This is a genomic window from Streptomyces enissocaesilis (assembly GCF_039533765.1).
Lineage (GTDB): Bacteria > Actinomycetota > Actinomycetes > Streptomycetales > Streptomycetaceae > Streptomyces > Streptomyces enissocaesilis.
This window is the reverse complement of record NZ_BAAAUD010000014.1, coordinates 118,483-135,967: the sequence shown is the minus strand read 5'-3', so window position 1 is coordinate 135,967 and position 17,485 is coordinate 118,483. Positions and strand designations below refer to the sequence as shown.

The 17,485-nt window shown below is 72.3% G+C and carries 8 protein-coding genes; 3 read left to right on the top strand and 5 right to left on the bottom strand.

The window, feature by feature from the left end; genetic code table 11:
- Positions 1-158 precede the first annotated feature (158 nt).
- On the top strand, positions 159-2,432 hold the full coding sequence (locus ABD374_RS07625) for a HelD family protein (RefSeq protein ID WP_344492713.1): 2,274 nt from the start codon (positions 159-161) through the stop codon (positions 2,430-2,432).
- Between the two features lie 6 nt (positions 2,433-2,438).
- On the opposite strand, the gene glgB is transcribed toward ABD374_RS07625, so the two are convergent.
- The 4 genes from glgB to ABD374_RS07605 form a co-directional block, all read right to left on the bottom strand.
- On the bottom strand, positions 2,439-4,916 hold the full coding sequence (gene glgB, locus ABD374_RS07620) for a 1,4-alpha-glucan branching enzyme (protein WP_344492967.1): 2,478 nt from the start codon (positions 4,914-4,916) through the stop codon (positions 2,439-2,441).
- 508 nt (positions 4,917-5,424) lie between these two features.
- Positions 5,425-7,056 carry a maltokinase N-terminal cap-like domain-containing protein gene (locus tag ABD374_RS07615; protein WP_344492710.1) on the bottom strand — a complete coding sequence of 544 codons (1,632 nt, stop codon included), beginning with the start codon at positions 7,054-7,056 and terminating at the stop codon, positions 5,425-5,427.
- 203 nt (positions 7,057-7,259) lie between these two features.
- Entirely contained in the window at positions 7,260-8,981 is a 1,722-nt protein-coding gene (treS, locus tag ABD374_RS07610; protein WP_344492707.1) for a maltose alpha-D-glucosyltransferase, read from the bottom strand.
- Positions 8,978-10,966 carry an alpha-1,4-glucan--maltose-1-phosphate maltosyltransferase gene (locus ABD374_RS07605; RefSeq protein WP_344492705.1) on the bottom strand — a complete coding sequence of 663 codons (1,989 nt, stop codon included), beginning with the start codon at positions 10,964-10,966 and terminating at the stop codon, positions 8,978-8,980. The genes treS and ABD374_RS07605 overlap by 4 nt, the downstream gene beginning before the upstream one ends.
- A gap of 836 nt (positions 10,967-11,802) precedes the next feature.
- On the opposite strand from ABD374_RS07605, the gene ABD374_RS07600 reads away from it, so the two are divergent.
- Together ABD374_RS07600 and glgP are read left to right on the top strand one after the other, a co-directional pair.
- A complete protein-coding gene (locus ABD374_RS07600; RefSeq protein ID WP_344492702.1) occupies positions 11,803-12,501 on the top strand; it encodes an FAD-dependent monooxygenase in 699 nt (232 codons plus the stop codon).
- Between the two features lie 126 nt (positions 12,502-12,627).
- Positions 12,628-15,279, top strand: a complete 2,652-nt coding sequence (gene glgP / locus ABD374_RS07595) for an alpha-glucan family phosphorylase (protein WP_344492699.1) — start codon at positions 12,628-12,630, stop codon at positions 15,277-15,279.
- Positions 15,280-15,353: 74 nt separating this feature from the next.
- Here the strand turns inward: glgP and ABD374_RS07590 are convergent, their stop codons facing one another.
- Positions 15,354-17,381, bottom strand: coding sequence for a M4 family metallopeptidase (locus ABD374_RS07590; RefSeq protein WP_344492696.1), 2,028 nt, complete (start codon positions 17,379-17,381; stop codon positions 15,354-15,356).
- Between the last annotated feature and the right edge of the window lie 104 nt (positions 17,382-17,485).

Genomic DNA, 17,485 nt, shown 5'->3' with positions numbered 1-17,485 from the left:
CGGGCCCGGCGGGCCCCGGGCTTCCGCAGGCAAAAGAAATACCCCGGGGAATTGACACCCGGGGTATTTCGCTGCGTATATTGGACGTTTCTGCGACCTTGTTCGGAATGGGTCACAGAGGTGCCGTATGAACACAGCTTAGCTTGTTGGGAGCTCAATTGTCAACCGAGGAATTTCAGAAGGAGCAGGAATTCATCACCGGGCTCTACGCGCGCCTCGATGACCTGCGCGAAGAGGCCGAGGCCACCGTCGAGTCGGCATTGACGCAGGTGGAAACGGGTCATCAGGCGAAACTTGAGCGCGATGTGCTGGTGGCCGAGCAGTCCGGGCTGCTCGCCGCATTCAATGCCGAGGAGAGCGGACTCTGTTTCGGGCGGCTCGACTTCCAGGACGGGCGCCAGTACCACATGGGCCGTATCGGAATCCGGCAGAACGACGCGGAGCGCACGCCTCTCGTCGTCGACTGGCGGGCCGAGATCGCCCGTCCCTTCTATCTCGCGACCGGGCATTCCCCGATGGGACTGCGCCGCCGGCGCCACATCACCACCGAGGGCCGCACCGTCACCGCGCTGCACGACGAGATCCTGGACCTCACGGACACCACCCGCACCGGCCACGAGGGCTCCGCCGCGGACACCGTGCTGCTCGCCGCGCTGGACGCGGCGCGCTCGGGGCGGATGCACGACATCGTGCGGACCATCCAGGCCGGGCAGGACCGCATCATCCGCGCGTCCCACCAGGGCGTCCTCGTCGTCGAGGGCGGCCCCGGCACCGGCAAGACCGTCGTCGCGCTGCACCGCGCGGCGTACCTGCTGTACGCCTACCGGGACCTGCTCGCCCGCCGCGGTGTGCTGATCGTCGGGCCCAACCCGGCCTTCCTCTCCTACATCGGCGAAGTGCTGCCCTCGCTCGGCGAGACCGGAGTACTGCTGGCGACCGTGGGCGAGCTCTTCCCGGGCGTCACCGCCACCGGAACCGACACCGCCGGGGCGGCCGAGGCCAAGGGCCGGGCCGCCATGGCGGACGCCCTCGCCCGCTTCGTACGGGACCGGCAGACCGTGCCCGACCCGGCCGTCGAGATCGAGCACGACGACGGCACGCTGCTGCTGGACCGGGCGATGGCGGAGGACGCCCGGGCCGCCGCCCGCCAGACCGGGCTGCCGCACAACCTCGCCCGCCCGCACTTCGCCTTCCGGATCATCGACGCGCTCACCGCGCAGCTCGCCGACCGGATCGGCTACGACCCGTACGGCGGCCCCAACTTCCTCGGGCCCGACGACATCGCCCAGCTCGGCAAGGCCGTCGCGCTCAGCGGTGAGGTGCACGAGGCCATCGACGCGCTGTGGCCACCGCTCACCCCGCAGCAGCTGGTCGCCGACTTCCTCGCCGGCCCCGTTCACCTCCCCGACGCCGACGCCCGGCTGATCCGGCGCGACGGCGGCGCGTGGACGCCCGCCGACGTACCGCTCCTCGACGAGGCCGCCGAACTGCTCGGCGAGGACGACTCGGCCGCGCGGGCGGCCGAGGAGGCCGAGCGGCAGCAGCGCATCGCCTACGCCCAGGGCGTGCTGGACATGGCGTACGCCTCCCGCACCTACGAGTTCGAGGACAAGGAGGACGTCGACGAGGACGCGTCCGAGGTCCTGGGCGCCCACGACATCGTCGACGCCGAGCGGATGGCCGAGCGCCACGAGGAGGCCGACCACCGCAGCACCGCCGAACGCGCCGCCGCCGACCGCACCTGGGCCTTCGGCCACATCATCGTCGACGAGGCGCAGGAGCTGTCCGCGATGGCCTGGCGGCTGCTGATGCGGCGCTCCCCGACGCGCTCGATGACCCTGGTCGGCGACCCCGCCCAGACCGGGGACGCGGCGGGCTGCGACTCCTGGCAGCAGATCCTCGGCCCGTACGTCGGCGACCGCTGGGCCCACACCCGGCTCGGGGTCAACTACCGCACCCCCGCCGAGATCATGGAGGTCGCGGCCGGTGTGCGGCGGGCCCAGGACCCGGCCTTCGAGCCGCCGGGCTCCGTCCGCTCCACCGGTGTACGCCCCCGGGCGCGCGCCACCGAGCCGGACGCCCTCGCCCGTGCCGTCGCCGAAACGGTCGCGGACGAGGCGCCGCGGGAGGGACGGCTGGCCGTCGTCGCCCCCCGCGAGCTGCACGGGGCGCTGGCCGTCGCCCTCCCCGGCGCCGCGCACGGCGCCGCGCCCGACCTCACCCGGTCCGTCGTGCTCCTCGACCCGCGGCAGGCGAAGGGCCTGGAGTTCGACACGGTGGTCGTCGTCGAGCCCGGACGGATCCTCGCCGGGTCGCCGCGCGGCGCCAACGACCTGTACGTGGCCCTGACCCGGGCCACGCAGCACCTCGCCGTCGTCCACACGGGAGCCCTCCCCGCATGTCTCCGGGAAGGGCTCGCGCGCGCGTCGTGAACGACGTCAGGCCGGCTTGAACCACACCGTCGCCAGCGGCGGCAGCGTCAGCTGCAGACTCGACCGGTGCCCGTGCGCCCCGGCCGGTTCGGGCTTGACCGGCTCCGTGTTGCGTACGTCGCTGCCGCCGTACCGGGCCTCGTCCGTGTTCAGGACCTCCGTCCAGGCCGGGATGAGGTCCGGGACGCCGAGCCGGTACTCGTGCCGTACGACCGGCGAGAAGTTGGACACGGCCAGCAGCGGACCGCTCCGCGCGTCGAAGCGGAGGAACGCGAAGACGTTGTCCTCGGCGGCGTCGCCCGCCACCCACGCGAAGCCGTCGGGGACGGTGTCCAGCTCCCACAGGGCCGGCGTGGCGGTGTAGACCTGGTTCAGGTCGCGGACCAGGTCACGCACGCCGCGGTGGTCCGGCTCCGCCGAGTACGACGGGTCCAGCAGCCACCAGTCGGGGCCGTGCCCCTCCGACCACTCCGCCCCCTGCGCGAACTCCTGCCCCATGAAGAGGAGCTGCTTGCCGGGGTGCGCCCACATGTAGGCGAGGTACGCGCGGTGGTTGGCGCGCTGCTGCCACCAGTCGCCCGGCATCTTGCTCACCAGGGACTGCTTGCCGTGCACCACCTCGTCGTGGGAGATGGGAAGGACGTAGTTCTCGCTGTACGCGTACACCATCGAGAACGTCATCTCGTTGTGGTGGTACTTGCGGTGCACCGGCTCCTTGCTGATGTACACCAGCGAGTCGTGCATCCACCCCATGTTCCACTTCAGGCCGAAGCCGAGGCCGCCGCTGTCGGTGGGGCGGGTGACGCCCTCCCAGGCGGTGGACTCCTCGGCGATCGTCACGACGCCGGGGTTGCGGCGGTAGACGGTCGCGTTCATCTCCTGGAGGAAGGCGACGGCGTCCGGGTTGTCGCGGCCGCCGAACTCGTTCGGCGCCCACTGGCCCTCCTCGCGCGAGTAGTCGAGGTAGAGCATCGAGGCGACCGCGTCGACGCGCAGGCCGTCGATGTGGAACTCCTCGCACCAGTACGTGGCGTTGGCGACCAGGAAGTTGCGCACCTCGGGGCGCCCGTAGTCGAATTCGAGCGTGCCCCAGTCGGGGTGCTCGGCGCGCCGCCAGTCCTCGTGCTCGTACAGGTGGGGCCCGTCGAACCGCGCCAGCGCCCAGTCGTCCTTCGGGAAGTGGGCCGGGACCCAGTCCATGATGACGCCGATGCCGGCCCGGTGCAGCGCGTCGACCAGGTAGCGGAAGTCGTCGGGCGTGCCCATGCGGGCCGTCGGCGCGTACAGGCCGGTGACCTGGTAGCCCCACGATCCGCCGAAGGGGTGCTCGGCGACCGGCATCAGCTCGACGTGGGTGAAGCCGAGGTCGGACACGTACGCGGGGAGCTGCTCGGCCAGTTCGCGGTACGACAGGCCGGGCCGCCAGGACGCGAGATGGACCTCGTAGACCGAGAACGGCGCCTCGTGCACCGGCCGGTCGGCGCGGTGGGCCATCCATTCCTGGTCGTTCCAGACGTGGTGCGAGGCCGTCACGATCGACGCGTTGGCGGGCGGGACCTCGGTGCGGCGTGCCATCGGGTCGGCGCGCATCGTACGGCTGCCGTCGGGGCGCATGATCTCGAACTTGTAGAGCGCGCCCTCGCCGACGCCGGGCACGAACAGCTCCCAGACGCCGGACGAGCCCAGGGAGCGCATCGGGAACCCGATGCCGTCCCAGAAGTTGAAGTCGCCCACGACCCGTACGCCCCGGGCGTTCGGCGCCCAGACGGTGAAGCGGGTACCGGCCACCCCCTGGTGGACCGTCGGCTGCGCGCCGAGCGCCCGCCACAGCTCCTCGTGGCGGCCCTCGCCGATCAGGTACAGGTCGAGCTCGCCGAGGGCGGGCAGGAAGCGGTACGGGTCCTGCACCTCCAGCTCGTTGTCGTCGTAGGTGACGAGGAGGGTGTACTCCGGCGGTACGGCGTCCAGCGGCAGTACGCCGGAGAAGAACCCGTCGCCGTCGTCGTGCAGCGGGGTGCGGTGACCGGCGGCGAGCACGGTCACGGCCCGGGCGCAGGGCCGCAGCGCGCGCAGGACGACGCCGGTGGCTTCGCCCTGGAGCGGGTGGGCGCCGAGGACGCCGTGCGGGTCGTGGTGGTCCCCGGCGAGCAGCCGGGCCCGCTCGGTGTCGTCGAGCGCGAGGGGACCGGGCCGCGGTTTCGTGCGCGCGGCGGCCTCGGCGTCCTGCGCCGTCTCGGCCGCGGAGTCGGGCGGCCCGTCCGTGGCGCCGGGCTGCGGGGCCCGGCGCGACCTGGTGGCCCTGGCCGGCTTCGCCGCGGGCGCCGCGGTGGTCTCCGGCTTCGCACGCCCGCGGGCGCCGCGGCCGGCCTCGGCGTCCTGCGCGGCCTTGGGCGCGGAGTCGGGCGGCCCGGCGGCGGCCGCGGGCTCCGGGGCCTGCGGTGCCTTGGCGGCCTTGGCGCTCTTGGCCGTCTTGGCCGGCTTCACCGTCTTGGCGGCCCGGGCGGGCTTGCGCGGCTGCGGGGTCTCGGCGGCCTTCAAGGGCTGCGGGGTCTGCGGCGGCTCGGTGGCCTCGGCCTGCTTCGGGGCCCTCGCGGGCCTGGCGCGCTTCCGGGGCGGCACGGGCTGCGCGGCGTCGGGCTGTACGGCGTCGGGCAGCACGGGCGCGTCGGGCAGGGTGGGCACGCCGGGCAGCGCGGGCGCGTCGGACACGTTCGGGGTGTCGGCGGGCTTGCGGGACGGTGGACGGGGGGTCACGGGTGCGGCCTCCTCGGGAGGATCCGGTCGGGTTCGGTGAACGGGGGGAGGGTGGTCGAAGGGCGCTTCACGAAGGCGCGGGGGCACGGCGGGCGCGCCGCGCACCGAAACCGCCGGCACCGGGCGCGCCGGACCGGCGCCGGGCGCGCCGCGCTTTCGGCCCCGGCCGGCGGTCGGGGCCTTCGGGAAGGAGCGGGGCGGGGAAGGAGGAGATCCGCCGCCCCGGGGGTGCGGTGGGTCATGGCGTCGCTCCCGGGGTGCGGTCGGTGTCCGGGGGCGGTTCGGGCGCGCGGTGGCCGACGGTGTCCGAGGACGGGGCGGGGCCACTGTGCGGGGGCGTCCCCGGGGGCCGGGTGGGGCCGCTGTGCCTGGCCGTGCCCGGGAGCGGGCCGGTGGGGCGGTGCGGGGTGGTCTCCGGCCGGTGGCGGGCGGCGCGGGCCTCCGGGGTCGCCGAGGCCAGGCGCTGGACGGCCGCCAGGGGGACCGGGAGCCAGTCCGGGCGGTGCCTTGCCTCGTAGAGGACCTCGTAGACCGCCTTGTCCGTCTCGTACGCCCGGAGCAGCTCCGGCTCGTCGCGCGGATCGGCCCCCGACGACTTCGCGTACCCGGTGCAGAACGCCTCCCGGCACCGCGTCGCCCAGTCCGCGTCCCACGGCTGGTGGGAGCGGGCCGCGTAGTCGAAGGACCGCAGCATGCCCGCCACGTCACGCACGACCGGCTGCGGGCGCCGCCGCTCCGCGAGCGGGCGCGACGGCTCGCCCTCGAAGTCGATCACCGACCACTCGCCGTCCGGTGCGCGCAGCGTCTGGCCCAGGTGCAGGTCGCCGTGGACGCGCTGGGCCGGCCACGCCCGCCCCGACCGTCCCAGCGCCGCGAAGGCGTCGAACGCGGTGCGCAGCGCGGGGACGTACGGGACCAGCGCGGGCACCGCCTGCGCCGCCGCGTCGAGCCGCTCGGTCATCGCCGCCGCCAGCAGCTCCGTCTGCTGCCTGCGCAGGGTCGTCGTCGGCAGGGCGCCGGCGAGCGCGGTGTGCACCTCGGCGGTGGCCCGTCCCAGCGCCTGCGCGTCGGCGGTGAAGTCCTCGCCGGTGGCGAGGGACCGCAACGCGCGCTGCCAGCCGTCCTCGGAGCCGCGCAGGAAGGGCTGCAGGACCCCGAGGGTGTACGGCTCGTACGGGTTGTCGGCGTTGGCGGCCTCGTACCAGGCGACCGGCGCCGGCACCCGCTCGCAGCCCTTGCGGGCGAGCGCGAGCGGCAGCTCCAGATCGGGGTTCGAGCCGGGACTGACCCGGCGGAACACCTTGAGGATAAACGAATCTCCATAGACCAGCGAGGAGTTGGACTGCTCGGCGCCGAGTGGCCTGGGGATGAGCCCGGGCGGGATGACGGCCGACGGGTCGCGGTCGAAGCGCAGCGCTCCCGGCGCACCGGCGGTACGCAGCCGTTCGAGGAGCAGACCGGCCAGGTGCGGGTCCAGGAGAGCGTCGTAGACGGTGAGTCCGGCCAGCGGCCCCTCCTGGACGTGCCCGACGAGGGCCGGCGCGAGACGCGGCGGCAGCGCGGGCCGTACACCGAGCAGCAGTTGGTAGCAGTCGGCGACCGGCGGTGCCGGTGGACCGGGTGACGCCGCGACGGGCTGCTGGACGCTCACGAGCAGGTGCAGCAGACCGGGACCGCCCTGGGCGGGCAGCAACTCCGTGGCAGCGACCAGCGAGAACCCGGTGACCGGGCGCCCTTTGCCCGCGAACCACCGCTGCCTGGGCAGCCATTCATGGAGCAGCGGCGCCAGCGAGGGGAGCAGCGCCGGGGGTGGGGCTGGAGGAGTGGCGCGGCGGGCGGCCGTACTCCGGGTGGATGCAGCCTCCGACATGGCATCGCGTCCTTTCCCCGGGCACACCACAGGATGCGCAGAGTGTCCCGGATTGCGACCGTAGCTGTCCGGGCGGTGCGTGGGGTTCTCCCCGCAGTCGAAACGCGGGGAGTGTCGGGTCGGGGATCGTCCGTACGGACCCGATACGAGGGGGAGAGTGCCCAGGGCGAGGCAGTGGAAACCGCCCCGCCCCGGACGGGACTTCAGGCGCGCTTGGCCGGCAGCGGCGACGCGTCCTTGCGCAGCCGGAACCAGTAGAAGCCGTGACCTGCGAGGGTCAGCAGATACGGCCATTCGCCGATGGCGGGAAAACGCACCCCGCCGATCAGCTCGACCGGATGCCGCCCGTTGAAGGTCCGAAGATCCAGTTCCGTCGGCTGCGGGAACCGCGAGAAGTTGTGAACGCACAGCACCAGGTCGTCCTTGTACTCGCGCAGGAACGCGATCACCGCGGGGTTGGTCGACGGCAGCTCGGTGTACGAGCCGAGGCCGAACGCCGGGTTCTGCTTGCGGATCTCGATCATCCGCCGCGTCCAGTGCAGCAGCGAGGAGGGCGAGGTCATCGCCGCCTCGACGTTGGTGACCTGATATCCGTAGACCGGGTCCATGATCGTGGGGAGGAAGAGGCGTCCCGGGTCGCAGGACGAGAAGCCGGCGTTGCGGTCGGGCGTCCACTGCATGGGGGTGCGTACGGCGTCCCGGTCGCCCAGCCAGATGTTGTCGCCCATCCCGATCTCGTCGCCGTAGTACAGGATCGGCGAGCCGGGCAGGGAGAGGAGCAGGGCCGTGAACAGCTCGATCTGGTTGCGGTCGTTGTCGAGGAGCGGGGCCAGCCGCCGCCGGATGCCGATGTTGGCGCGCATCCGCGGGTCCTTGGCGTACTCCGCGTACATGTAGTCGCGTTCTTCGTCCGTGACCATTTCGAGGGTCAGCTCGTCGTGGTTGCGCAGGAAGATGCCCCACTGGCAGTTGGACGGGATGGCCGGGGTCTTGGCCAGGACTTCCGAGACCGGGTAGCGCGATTCGCGGCGTACGGCCATGAAGATGCGCGGCATCACGGGGAAGTGGAACGCCATGTGGCACTCGTCGCCGCCGGCCTTGTAGTCGCCGAAGTAGTCGACGACGTCTTCCGGCCACTGGTTGGCCTCGGCGAGGATCACGGTGTCCGGGTAGGACGCGTCGATCTCCTTGCGGACCCGCTTCAGGAACTCGTGGGTGCGGGGCAGGTTCTCGCAGTTCGTGCCCTCCTCCTGGTAGAGGTAGGGAACGGCGTCGAGGCGGAAGCCGTCGATGCCGAGGTCGAGCCAGAAGCGCAGGGCGGAGATCATCTCCTCCTGCACGGCCGGGTTCTCATAGTTGAGGTCCGGCTGGTGGGAGAAGAAGCGGTGCCAGAAGTACTGCTTGCGGACCGGGTCGAAGGTCCAGTTGGAGGTCTCCGTGTCGACGAAGATGATCCGGGCGTCCTGGTACTGCTTGTCGTCGTCGGCCCAGACGTAGTAGTCGCCGTAGGGCCCGTCCGGATCGGAACGGGACTCCTGGAACCACGGGTGCTGGTCGCTGGTGTGGTTCATGACGAAGTCGATGATCACGCGCATGCCGCGCTGGTGCGCGGCGTCGACGAATTCCACGAAGTCGGCGAGGTCGCCGAACTCGGGGAGCACGGACGTGTAGTCCGACACGTCGTAACCGCCGTCGCGCAGCGGGGACTTGAAGAACGGCGGCAGCCAGAGGCAGTCGACCCCCAGCCACTGGAGGTAGTCCAGCTTGGCGGTGATGCCCTTGAGGTCACCTACGCCGTCTCCATTGCTGTCCTGGAAGGAACGGACGAGCACCTCGTAGAACACGGCGCGCTTGAACCACTCGGGGTCGCGGTCCTTGGCGGGCGTGTCCTCGAAGGTGTCGTGGACGGGCTCATTGACGATCATGATGTGGGTGACCCTCCGATCGGCGGGGACGGTCGCAGAACGAGGACGTGCGCGGGCGTACGGCCCGGCTCGAGGCGCACATAGTTGGCCCTGCCCCAGTGATAGGTCTCGCCGGTGAGCTCGTCGCGCACCGGGACGGAACCGGACCATTCGAGGCCGAGTTCCGGCATGTCCAACGACACCGTGGCTTCCTGGGTGTGGTGCGGGTCGAGGTTGACGACCACCACAACGGTGTTCGAACCCGAACGCTTCGAGTAGACGAGGACCGCGTCGTTGTCGGCGTGGTGGAAGTGCAGGTCGCGCAGTTGCTGAAGGGCGGGGTGACGGCGGCGCACCCGGTTGAGGGTGGTGATCAGCGGGGCGATGGTGCGGCCCTCGCGCTCCGCGGCCTCCCAGTCGCGCGGCCTCAGCTGGTACTTCTCCGAGTCCAGGTACTCCTCGCCGCCCTCCCGGGCCGGTGTGCCCTCGCACAGCTCGAAGCCCGCGTACACGCCCCACGTGGGCGCCAGCGTGGCGGCGAGCACCGCCCGCACCTCGAAGGCCGGACGGCCGCCGTGCTGGAGGTAGGCGTGCAGGATGTCCGGGGTGTTCACGAAGAAGTTGGGGCGCATGTACGCGGCGGCGTCGCCGGTCAGCTCCGTGAGGTACTCGGTCAGCTCCTGCTTGGTGTTGCGCCAGGTGAAGTACGTGTACGACTGCTGGAAGCCGATCGCGCCGAGGGTGTGCATCATCGCGGGGCGGGTGAAGGCCTCGGCCAGGAAGATCACGTCGGGGTCGGTGCGGTTGATGTCCGCGATGACCTTCTCCCAGAAGACCACCGGCTTGGTGTGCGGATTGTCGACGCGGAAGATCCGCACGCCGTGGCTCATCCACAGCCGCAGCACCCGCAGCGTCTCGCGGACCAGCCCCGGCATGTCGGCGTCGAACGCGATCGGGTAGATGTCCTGGTACTTCTTCGGCGGGTTCTCGGCGTACGCGATCGAGCCGTCGGCGCGGTGGTGGAACCACTCGGGGTGCTCGGTGACCCAGGGGTGGTCGGGTGAGCACTGGAGCGCGAAGTCCAGCGCGATCTCCATGCGCAGGTCCCGGGCGCGGGCGACGAAGTCGTCGAAGTCCTCGAACGTGCCGAGGTCGGGGTGGATCGCGTCGTGGCCGCCGTCGGCCGAGCCGATCGCCCAGGGCACGCCGACGTCAGTGGCGGACGCCGACAGGGTGTTGTTGGGGCCCTTGCGGTGGGTGGTGCCGATCGGGTGGACGGGCGGCAGGTAGACCACGTCGAAGCCCATCGCGGCGACGGCGGGCAGCCGTTCGGCGGCCGTCCTGAACGTGCCGCTGACCTGCTTGCCCTCCGTGTCGGTACGGGCGCCCTCGGAGCGCGGGAAGAACTCGTACCAGGAGCCGAAGAGGGCGCGCTCGCGTTCGACGAGCAGCGGCATCCGGGGCGAGGACGTGACCAGCTCGCGCAGCGGGTGGCGGGCGAGCGCCGCGTCCGCCTCGGGCCCGAGCGCGGCGGCGAGCCGGACCGAGGGGGGGAGCGTGGTGTCGCGCAGCGCGTCGACGGCGGCCAGGACGGCCTCGCGCCCGTCCTTCTTGGGCACCCCGGACGCGGCGCGCTCGTACAGTTCCGCGCCCTCCGCGAGGACGAGCTCGGTGTCCTGGCCGGCCGGGATCTTGATCCGGGCGTTGTGGCGCCAGGTGGTCACGGGATCGGACCAGGCCTCCACGGCGTACGTCCACTGCCCTTCGGCGACGGGCGTCACGCGCGCGCCCCACCGGTCGGTCCCCGGCGCGAACTCGCGCATCGGGGTCCAGGGGCCCTCCCGGCCCGCCGGGTCACGCAGGACGACGTTGGCGGCGACGGCGTCGTGGCCCTCGCGGAAGACGGTGGCGGTGACTTCGAAGGTCTCACCGGCCACCGCCTTGGCGGGCCTTCTGCCGCAGTCGACGGCGGGACGTACGTCCAGGACAGGAATGCGACCGATCATTGGCTCACCTGGTGGCTGTGCGGCCGCGGACGGGCGCGGCTCGCGGTCGGGGGCTTTCTTGGGGTCTGTCCTTTTTAGCCGCTCCGTTGGCGACTGACGGGGTGCGGGCATCACCGCTCCTGTCCACGTTCACTCGGGTGGACCGACTTGGGGCGCGCGGGCGTGCGTACCGGAGGAGCCTTCCCTCGTACCTCGGGTGCGCAATCCGGCGCTTTGTTAACTACTGCCGCGTAACGCGGCTCTGTAACAGCGCGGACGGGAAACGGCCCCTTCTGTTCGGGCGGGACCGCCCTTCTGCCGGGTGCGCGTTGTGCCGTTCGGGTCAGCGGGCCGCCTGGAGCGGGCGGTCCGGCGGGCCGGGGACCGCGCCCGCGGCCTCGCCCCGGACAGGGCCCCTGTCGCTCCGTCACCCCTGGTCCAGGTGGGCGCGGTTCCCGCGCGGGGAGCGACCGGTCGAGCCGCGTGTCCCAGGTGGAGGAGCCCTCGTCCCGGTCGTCGGGCCCCCGTACGCCGACGGTCTCGGCCTCCTCCGCGACGCCGTTGTCCCACGGTCGTGCCATGTGCTGTGTTCTCCTCCTCAACCCGGTTGTCAGACACAGGAATTGGCCCGGACCTCTCCGCCGGCTCCGTGCGGTGCGAAGCACCGCACGACCACAGGAAGGGGCGGAACCGGCCATGGCCTCCGCCGTCTCCCGCGCCGGCGTGCCGCGTATCCTCAAGATCTTCTGTGCGCGTCACATCGGCACCACGACGCGCAGGGCGCACGGCGAAGAGGCACGGCCGGCGCCGGCGCGCCGGCGTGGAACGGCCTGTTCGTATGGCGCGGCGTCTCGCGGATGCCCGCCGAGCGGGTCCGGCCCTTCATGTTCGTCGCGGGCTCCGACCGGCAGAAGGCCGTGGTGTACCCGCTGGCCGGACCGGCCGCCGGCACCGGTGAAGTGCTGGTCGACCGGGCCCCGGTGAGACCCGCGGACTCCATCGGCGACACCGCGCGCGGTGACTGGAACAGACCGGTCCCGCCGACCAGGTTCCTCCACCACTACGAAGGCTGGGAGTTCGACGGCGTCAGCGTCCCCGAGGTGCTGCGGGCCTCCGACAGCGCGTTCGAATACGCCATGGTCGACATCGAACCCCTGGAACGCTGGAGCCACGGCCGTACGACGCTGATCGGCGACGCAGCCCACGCCATGTACCCGGTCGGGTCGAACGGCGCGACCCAGTCCGTCGTCGACGCCCGCGCCCTCGCCCACGCCCTGGCGCTGCACGCCGACCCGGCCGAGGCGCCGGCGGCGTACGAGAGGGAGCGCGGGCCCGCGATGACCGCACTCCAGCGGGCCAACCGGCAGCTCGGCCCCGAGGCCGTCATCAGTCCGGCGCACCAACGGGCGCCCGGTGGTTTCACGGACATTGACGAGGTGATCCCGGCGCACGAACGGGCGGCCATCTCCGCCGGGTACGCGGCCGCCGGGGCCTCCGACCCGGCCACGGTCAACCTCGGCTCGCCCTACGACGTGCCGGTGCACGCCCTGCACTGATCCTCCACGCCCGCCGTGCGCCGTGGCTGAGGGGGGTGGAGTGGCACTACCTTCTGGAGGGAAAGGCCGGACACACACCGTCGTGCGTCCGACCCGGTTCGTACGTCCCCTGCGAAGGTGGAACACGTGAAGGCCATTCGTCGATTCACCGTGCGCCCCGTTCTTCCCGAACCCCTCCGACCCCTGAGCGACCTGGCCCGCAATCTGCGGTGGTCGTGGCACACCGAGACCCGCGAGCTGTTCCAGGCCGTGGACCCCGAAGGCTGGGCGGCCTCTGGGGGTGATCCCGTACGGCTGCTCGGGGCCGTGCCTGCCGGAAGGCTGGCGCAGCTGGCCGAGGACCAGGATTTCCTGACCGGACTGACCGCCGCCGCCGACGACCTGGACGCGTACCTGCACGGTCCGCGCTGGTACCAGTCGCAGTCCCCCACGCCGCAGCTGCCGGCCGCCGTCGCCTACTTCTCCCCCGAATTCGGGGTCACGGCGGCCCTCCCGCAGTACTCGGGCGGCCTCGGCATCCTCGCCGGTGACCACCTGAAGGCAGCCAGCGACCTGGGTGTACCGCTCATCGGGGTCGGGCTGCTCTACCGGCACGGATACTTCCGGCAGAGCCTGTCCCGGGACGGCTGGCAGCAGGAGCAGTACCCGCTGCTCGACCCGAACGAGCTGCCCGTGTCCCTGCTCCGGGAGGCCGACGGCACCCCCAGCCAGGTCGCGCTCACGCTGCCCGGCGGGCGGGCGCTGCGGGCCCACATCTGGCAGGCGCAGGTCGGGCGCGTACCGCTGCTGATGCTCGACTCGGACGTCGAGGAGAACGCGGCGGGGGAGCGCGAGGTCACCGACCGGCTCTACGGCGGCGGCAGCGAGCACCGGCTGCTCCAGGAGATGCTCCTCGGCATCGGCGGGGTACGGGCGGTCCGCTCGTACTGCCGCCTGACCGGCCATCCCACCCCCGAGGTGTTCCACACCAACGAAGGACACGCCGGCTTCCTCGGCCTGGAGCGGATCCGCGAACTGGCGGGCGAAGGGGTGGAGTTCGACGCCGCCCTGGAGGCGGTACGGGCCGGGACCGTCTTCACGACGCACACGCCCGTGCCGGCCGGCATCGACCGCTTCGACCGCGAGCTCGTCGCGCACCACTTCGGGGACGCGGGCGAGCTGCCGGGCGTCGACGTCGGGCGCGTTCTCCAGCTCGGCATGGAGACGTACCCCGGCGGCGAGCCGAACCTCTTCAACATGGCCGTGATGGGCCTGCGGCTCGCCCAGCGCGCCAACGGCGTCTCCACCCTCCACGGCGCGGTCAGCCGCCGGATGTTCTCCGGTCTGTGGCCGGGATTCGATCCCCAGGAGGTGCCGATCACCTCCGTCACCAACGGGGTGCACGCACCCACCTGGGTCGCCCCGGAAGTCATGCGCCTGGGGGCGCGGCAGACCGGCGGGGGCCGTGGCGGGGGCGCCCGGCCGGCCGGCTCCGGCGGTTCCGGCGACGGGGCGCAGCGGTGGGACGCCGTCGGCGACATCGCGGACGCCGAGATCTGGGACCTGCGGCGCACCCTGCGCCGGCAGCTGGTCCAGGAGGTGCGGGAGCGGCTGCGCGCCTCGTGGCGCCAGCGCGGCGCGGTGGACGCGGAGCTCGGGTGGACCGACGCCGCGCTGGACCCGGACGTCCTGACCATCGGCTTCGCGCGGCGCGTCCCCTCGTACAAACGGCTCACCCTGATGCTGCGCGACCGCGACCGGCTGATGCACATGCTGCTGCACCCCCAGCGGCCGGTGCAGATCGTGGTGGCGGGCAAGGCGCATCCGGCGGACGACGGCGGGAAGCGGCTGGTGCAGGAGCTGGTGCGGTTCGCGGACGACCCGCGCGTGCGCCACCGGATCGTCTTCCTGCCCGACTACGGCATGGGCATGGCGAAGAAGCTCTACCCGGGCTGCGACGTCTGGCTGAACAACCCGCTGCGCCCGCTGGAGGCGTGCGGCACCAGCGGGATGAAGGCCGCGCTCAACGGCTGCCTCAACCTGTCGGTGCTCGACGGCTGGTGGGACGAGTGGTTCGAGCCGGACTTCGGCTGGGCCATCCCGACCGCAGACGGCGTGGTGACCGACGTGGACCGGCGCGACGACCTGGAGGCCAACGCGCTGTACGAGCTGATCGAGCAGCGCGTCGCGCCGCGCTTCTACGACCGGGGCCCGGACGGGCTGCCCGGCCGCTGGATCGAGATGGTCCGCCAGACCCTGGCCACACTCGGTCCGAAGGTGCTGGCGGGGCGCATGGTGCGGGAGTACGTCGAGCGGCTGTACGCCCCGGCCGCCGAGGCGCACCGGGCGCTGACCCCGGAGGCGGCCCGCGAACTGGCGGCGTGGAAGGCGCGGGTGCGCGCCGCGTGGCCGCAGGTCGCGGTCGACCACGTCGAAGCCGTGGCGGCCACCGCCGTCAACGGCACCGCGGAGCTCGGCTCGACGCTCGGCCTGCGGGTACGCGTCGCCCTGGGCCGGCTCGGTCCGGACGACGTGGAGGTGCAGGCGGTCGCGGGCCGGGTCGACCCGGACGACGCGATCGGCGACGCCCAGACCTTCCCGCTGAAGCCGGCGGGCGGCCCGGACCTGGAGGGCCGCTGGATGTACGAGGGCCCCCTGACCCTCGACCGCACGGGCCCCTTCGGCTACACGGTCCGGATACTGCCGTCCCACCGCCTGCTGCCGCACAGCGCGGACCTGGGCCTGGTGGCGCTGCCGACCGGAGCGACGGGGGAGGGCGCGGGCGTGCTGATGCGCTGACGCCTTCGGCACAGCGGACAGCCCTGCGGGAACGGTCCTCCGCTCCCGCAGGGCTGTCCGGTGCTTCCGGTGTCTTACGGGAACGTCACCTTGAAGCCGCTGATGTGGCCGGTGTCCTGCCGGGCCACGTCCTGGACCCTGAGCTTCCAGACACCGTTCGCCGTCTCGGAGGACGCGTTGACCGTGTACGTCTCCTTGACGTTGTCCGCGGAGTCCGACGAGCTGGAGCCCTTCAGGGGGTACGCCGTGCCGTCCGGGGCGAGCAGGTCGACGACCAGGTCGCCGCGCCAGGTGTGGACGATGTCCACGCCGACCTGGAGGTTGCTGGGCGCGGCGCCCGTCTTGGTGGAGGTGACCGACGAGGTGACCGCCGCGCCGTTGTCCGGGATGGCGACATCGGCGGTGTTCTCGAAGGACGTGCCGGTGCCCGGGTCGCCGCCGCCGGGACGGGCCCCGACGTTGACGCCCGCCCAGGCGTCGGCGACGGCCTTGTACTCGGCGCTGGTGGTGCCGTACAGCTCACCGGCGACCGCGAGGGTGCCGGTGCGGGCGCCCGCGTAGTTGGTCGACGAGCCGAACTTGGTGGTGAGCGCCTTGAACCAGATCTGCGCGGCCTTCTCCCGGCCGATGCCGGTCACCGGCAGGCCGTCGGAGGTCGGCGAGTCGTAGCTGACGCCGTTGACGGTCTTGGCACCGCTGCCCTCGGAGAGCAGGTAGAACCAGTGGTTCGCCGGACCGGACGAGTAGTGGACGTCGATGGAGCCGATGCCCGAGTACCAGGCGTCCTTGGAGGAGCCGTCCCGGCTCGGCTTGTCCATGTAGCGCAGCGGCGTGCCGTTGCCCCTGATGTCGATCTTCTCGCCGACCAGGTAGTCGCCGACGTCCTTGGAGTTGTTGGCGTTGAACTCGACGGCCGCGGCGAAGATGTCGGAGGTCGCCTCGTTGAGGCCGCCCGACTCGCCGCTGTAGACGAGGCCGGCGGTGTTGGAGGTGATGCCGTGCGTCATCTCGTGCGCGGCGACGTCGATCGAGGTCAGCGGCTTGGCGTTGTTCGCGCCGTCGCCGTACGTCATGCAGAAGCAGGAGTCCGACCAGAAGGCGTTGACGTACGCGTTGCCGTAGTGGACCCGGGAGTACGCGCCGACGCCGTCACCGCGGATGCCGCTGCGGCCGTGCACGTTCTTGAAGTAGTCCCACGTCAGGCCCGCCCCGTACGCCGCGTCCGCGCCCGCGGTCTCCAGGTTCTGCGGGGTGCCGTCGCCCCAGACGTCGTCCGGTCCCGAGAAGAGGGTGCCGGTGCCCGACGTACCCCGGTTGAGGTTGTACGTCTTGTGGTTGCCGCGCCCGGTGTCGGTCAGGGTGTACGACGGGGCGGAGCCCAGCGTCACCTGGCCGCTGTACTGGGTGTTGCCGGTGCCGTTGTGGACGGCCTGCCACTCGAAGATCTTCTTGCCGGTGGAGGCGTCGGTGACGACGTGCAGCTCGTTCGGGGTGCCGTCGTGCTGCAGGCCGCCGACGACCGTCTCGTACGCCAGCGTGGGCTCGCCCTGCCCCATCCACACCACCTTGCGCGGGGCGCGGTCGGCCTCGGTCTTCTTCGACCCCTCGGCCCGCGCGGCGCCCAGCGCCTGCTTCTCGGCGGCGGCCGGCGCGACCTCGGCGCTCGTGTCGACCGACTTGAGCTGCGCCTTGGACGCCTTGGTCACGCCCTCGGTCTTCCCCGCCTTCGTCTCGGCGACGATCAAGTCGCCGCCCAGGACCGGGAGTCCGTCGTAGGTGCGCTCGTACCGTGTGTGGGTGGTCCCGTCGCGGTCCTGGACGACGTCGCGTACGGCGAGCTTCTCCCTGGCGCCGAGGCCGAGGGCCTTGGCGGTGGCCGCCCTGGTGGCGTTTGCCTCGCGTATCAGCTCCGCGCGCTGGGCGGGGGAGAGCTTCGCGGGCAGGGCGCCGGGGTCGGCCTTCCCGGCCGCGGCGGTCTTCGGGGCGGCGGCCCGGGGATCGTCGGCCGATGCGGTGCCGGCCTGTACGCCGACGGTGAGCAGTGCCGCTGCGGTCAGCAGTGCGCCGGTCGCGGTGGCACGTCGTCCGGTCGTGGATCTCACGCGAACTCCTTCTGCAAGGGGGGTGTCGGGCGGCTTGGGTGGGCTGCCCGGGCGGAGCCGTGCGGAGCAAGGTGGAGCGCGGAACGGGGGAAGAGTGGCAGGAG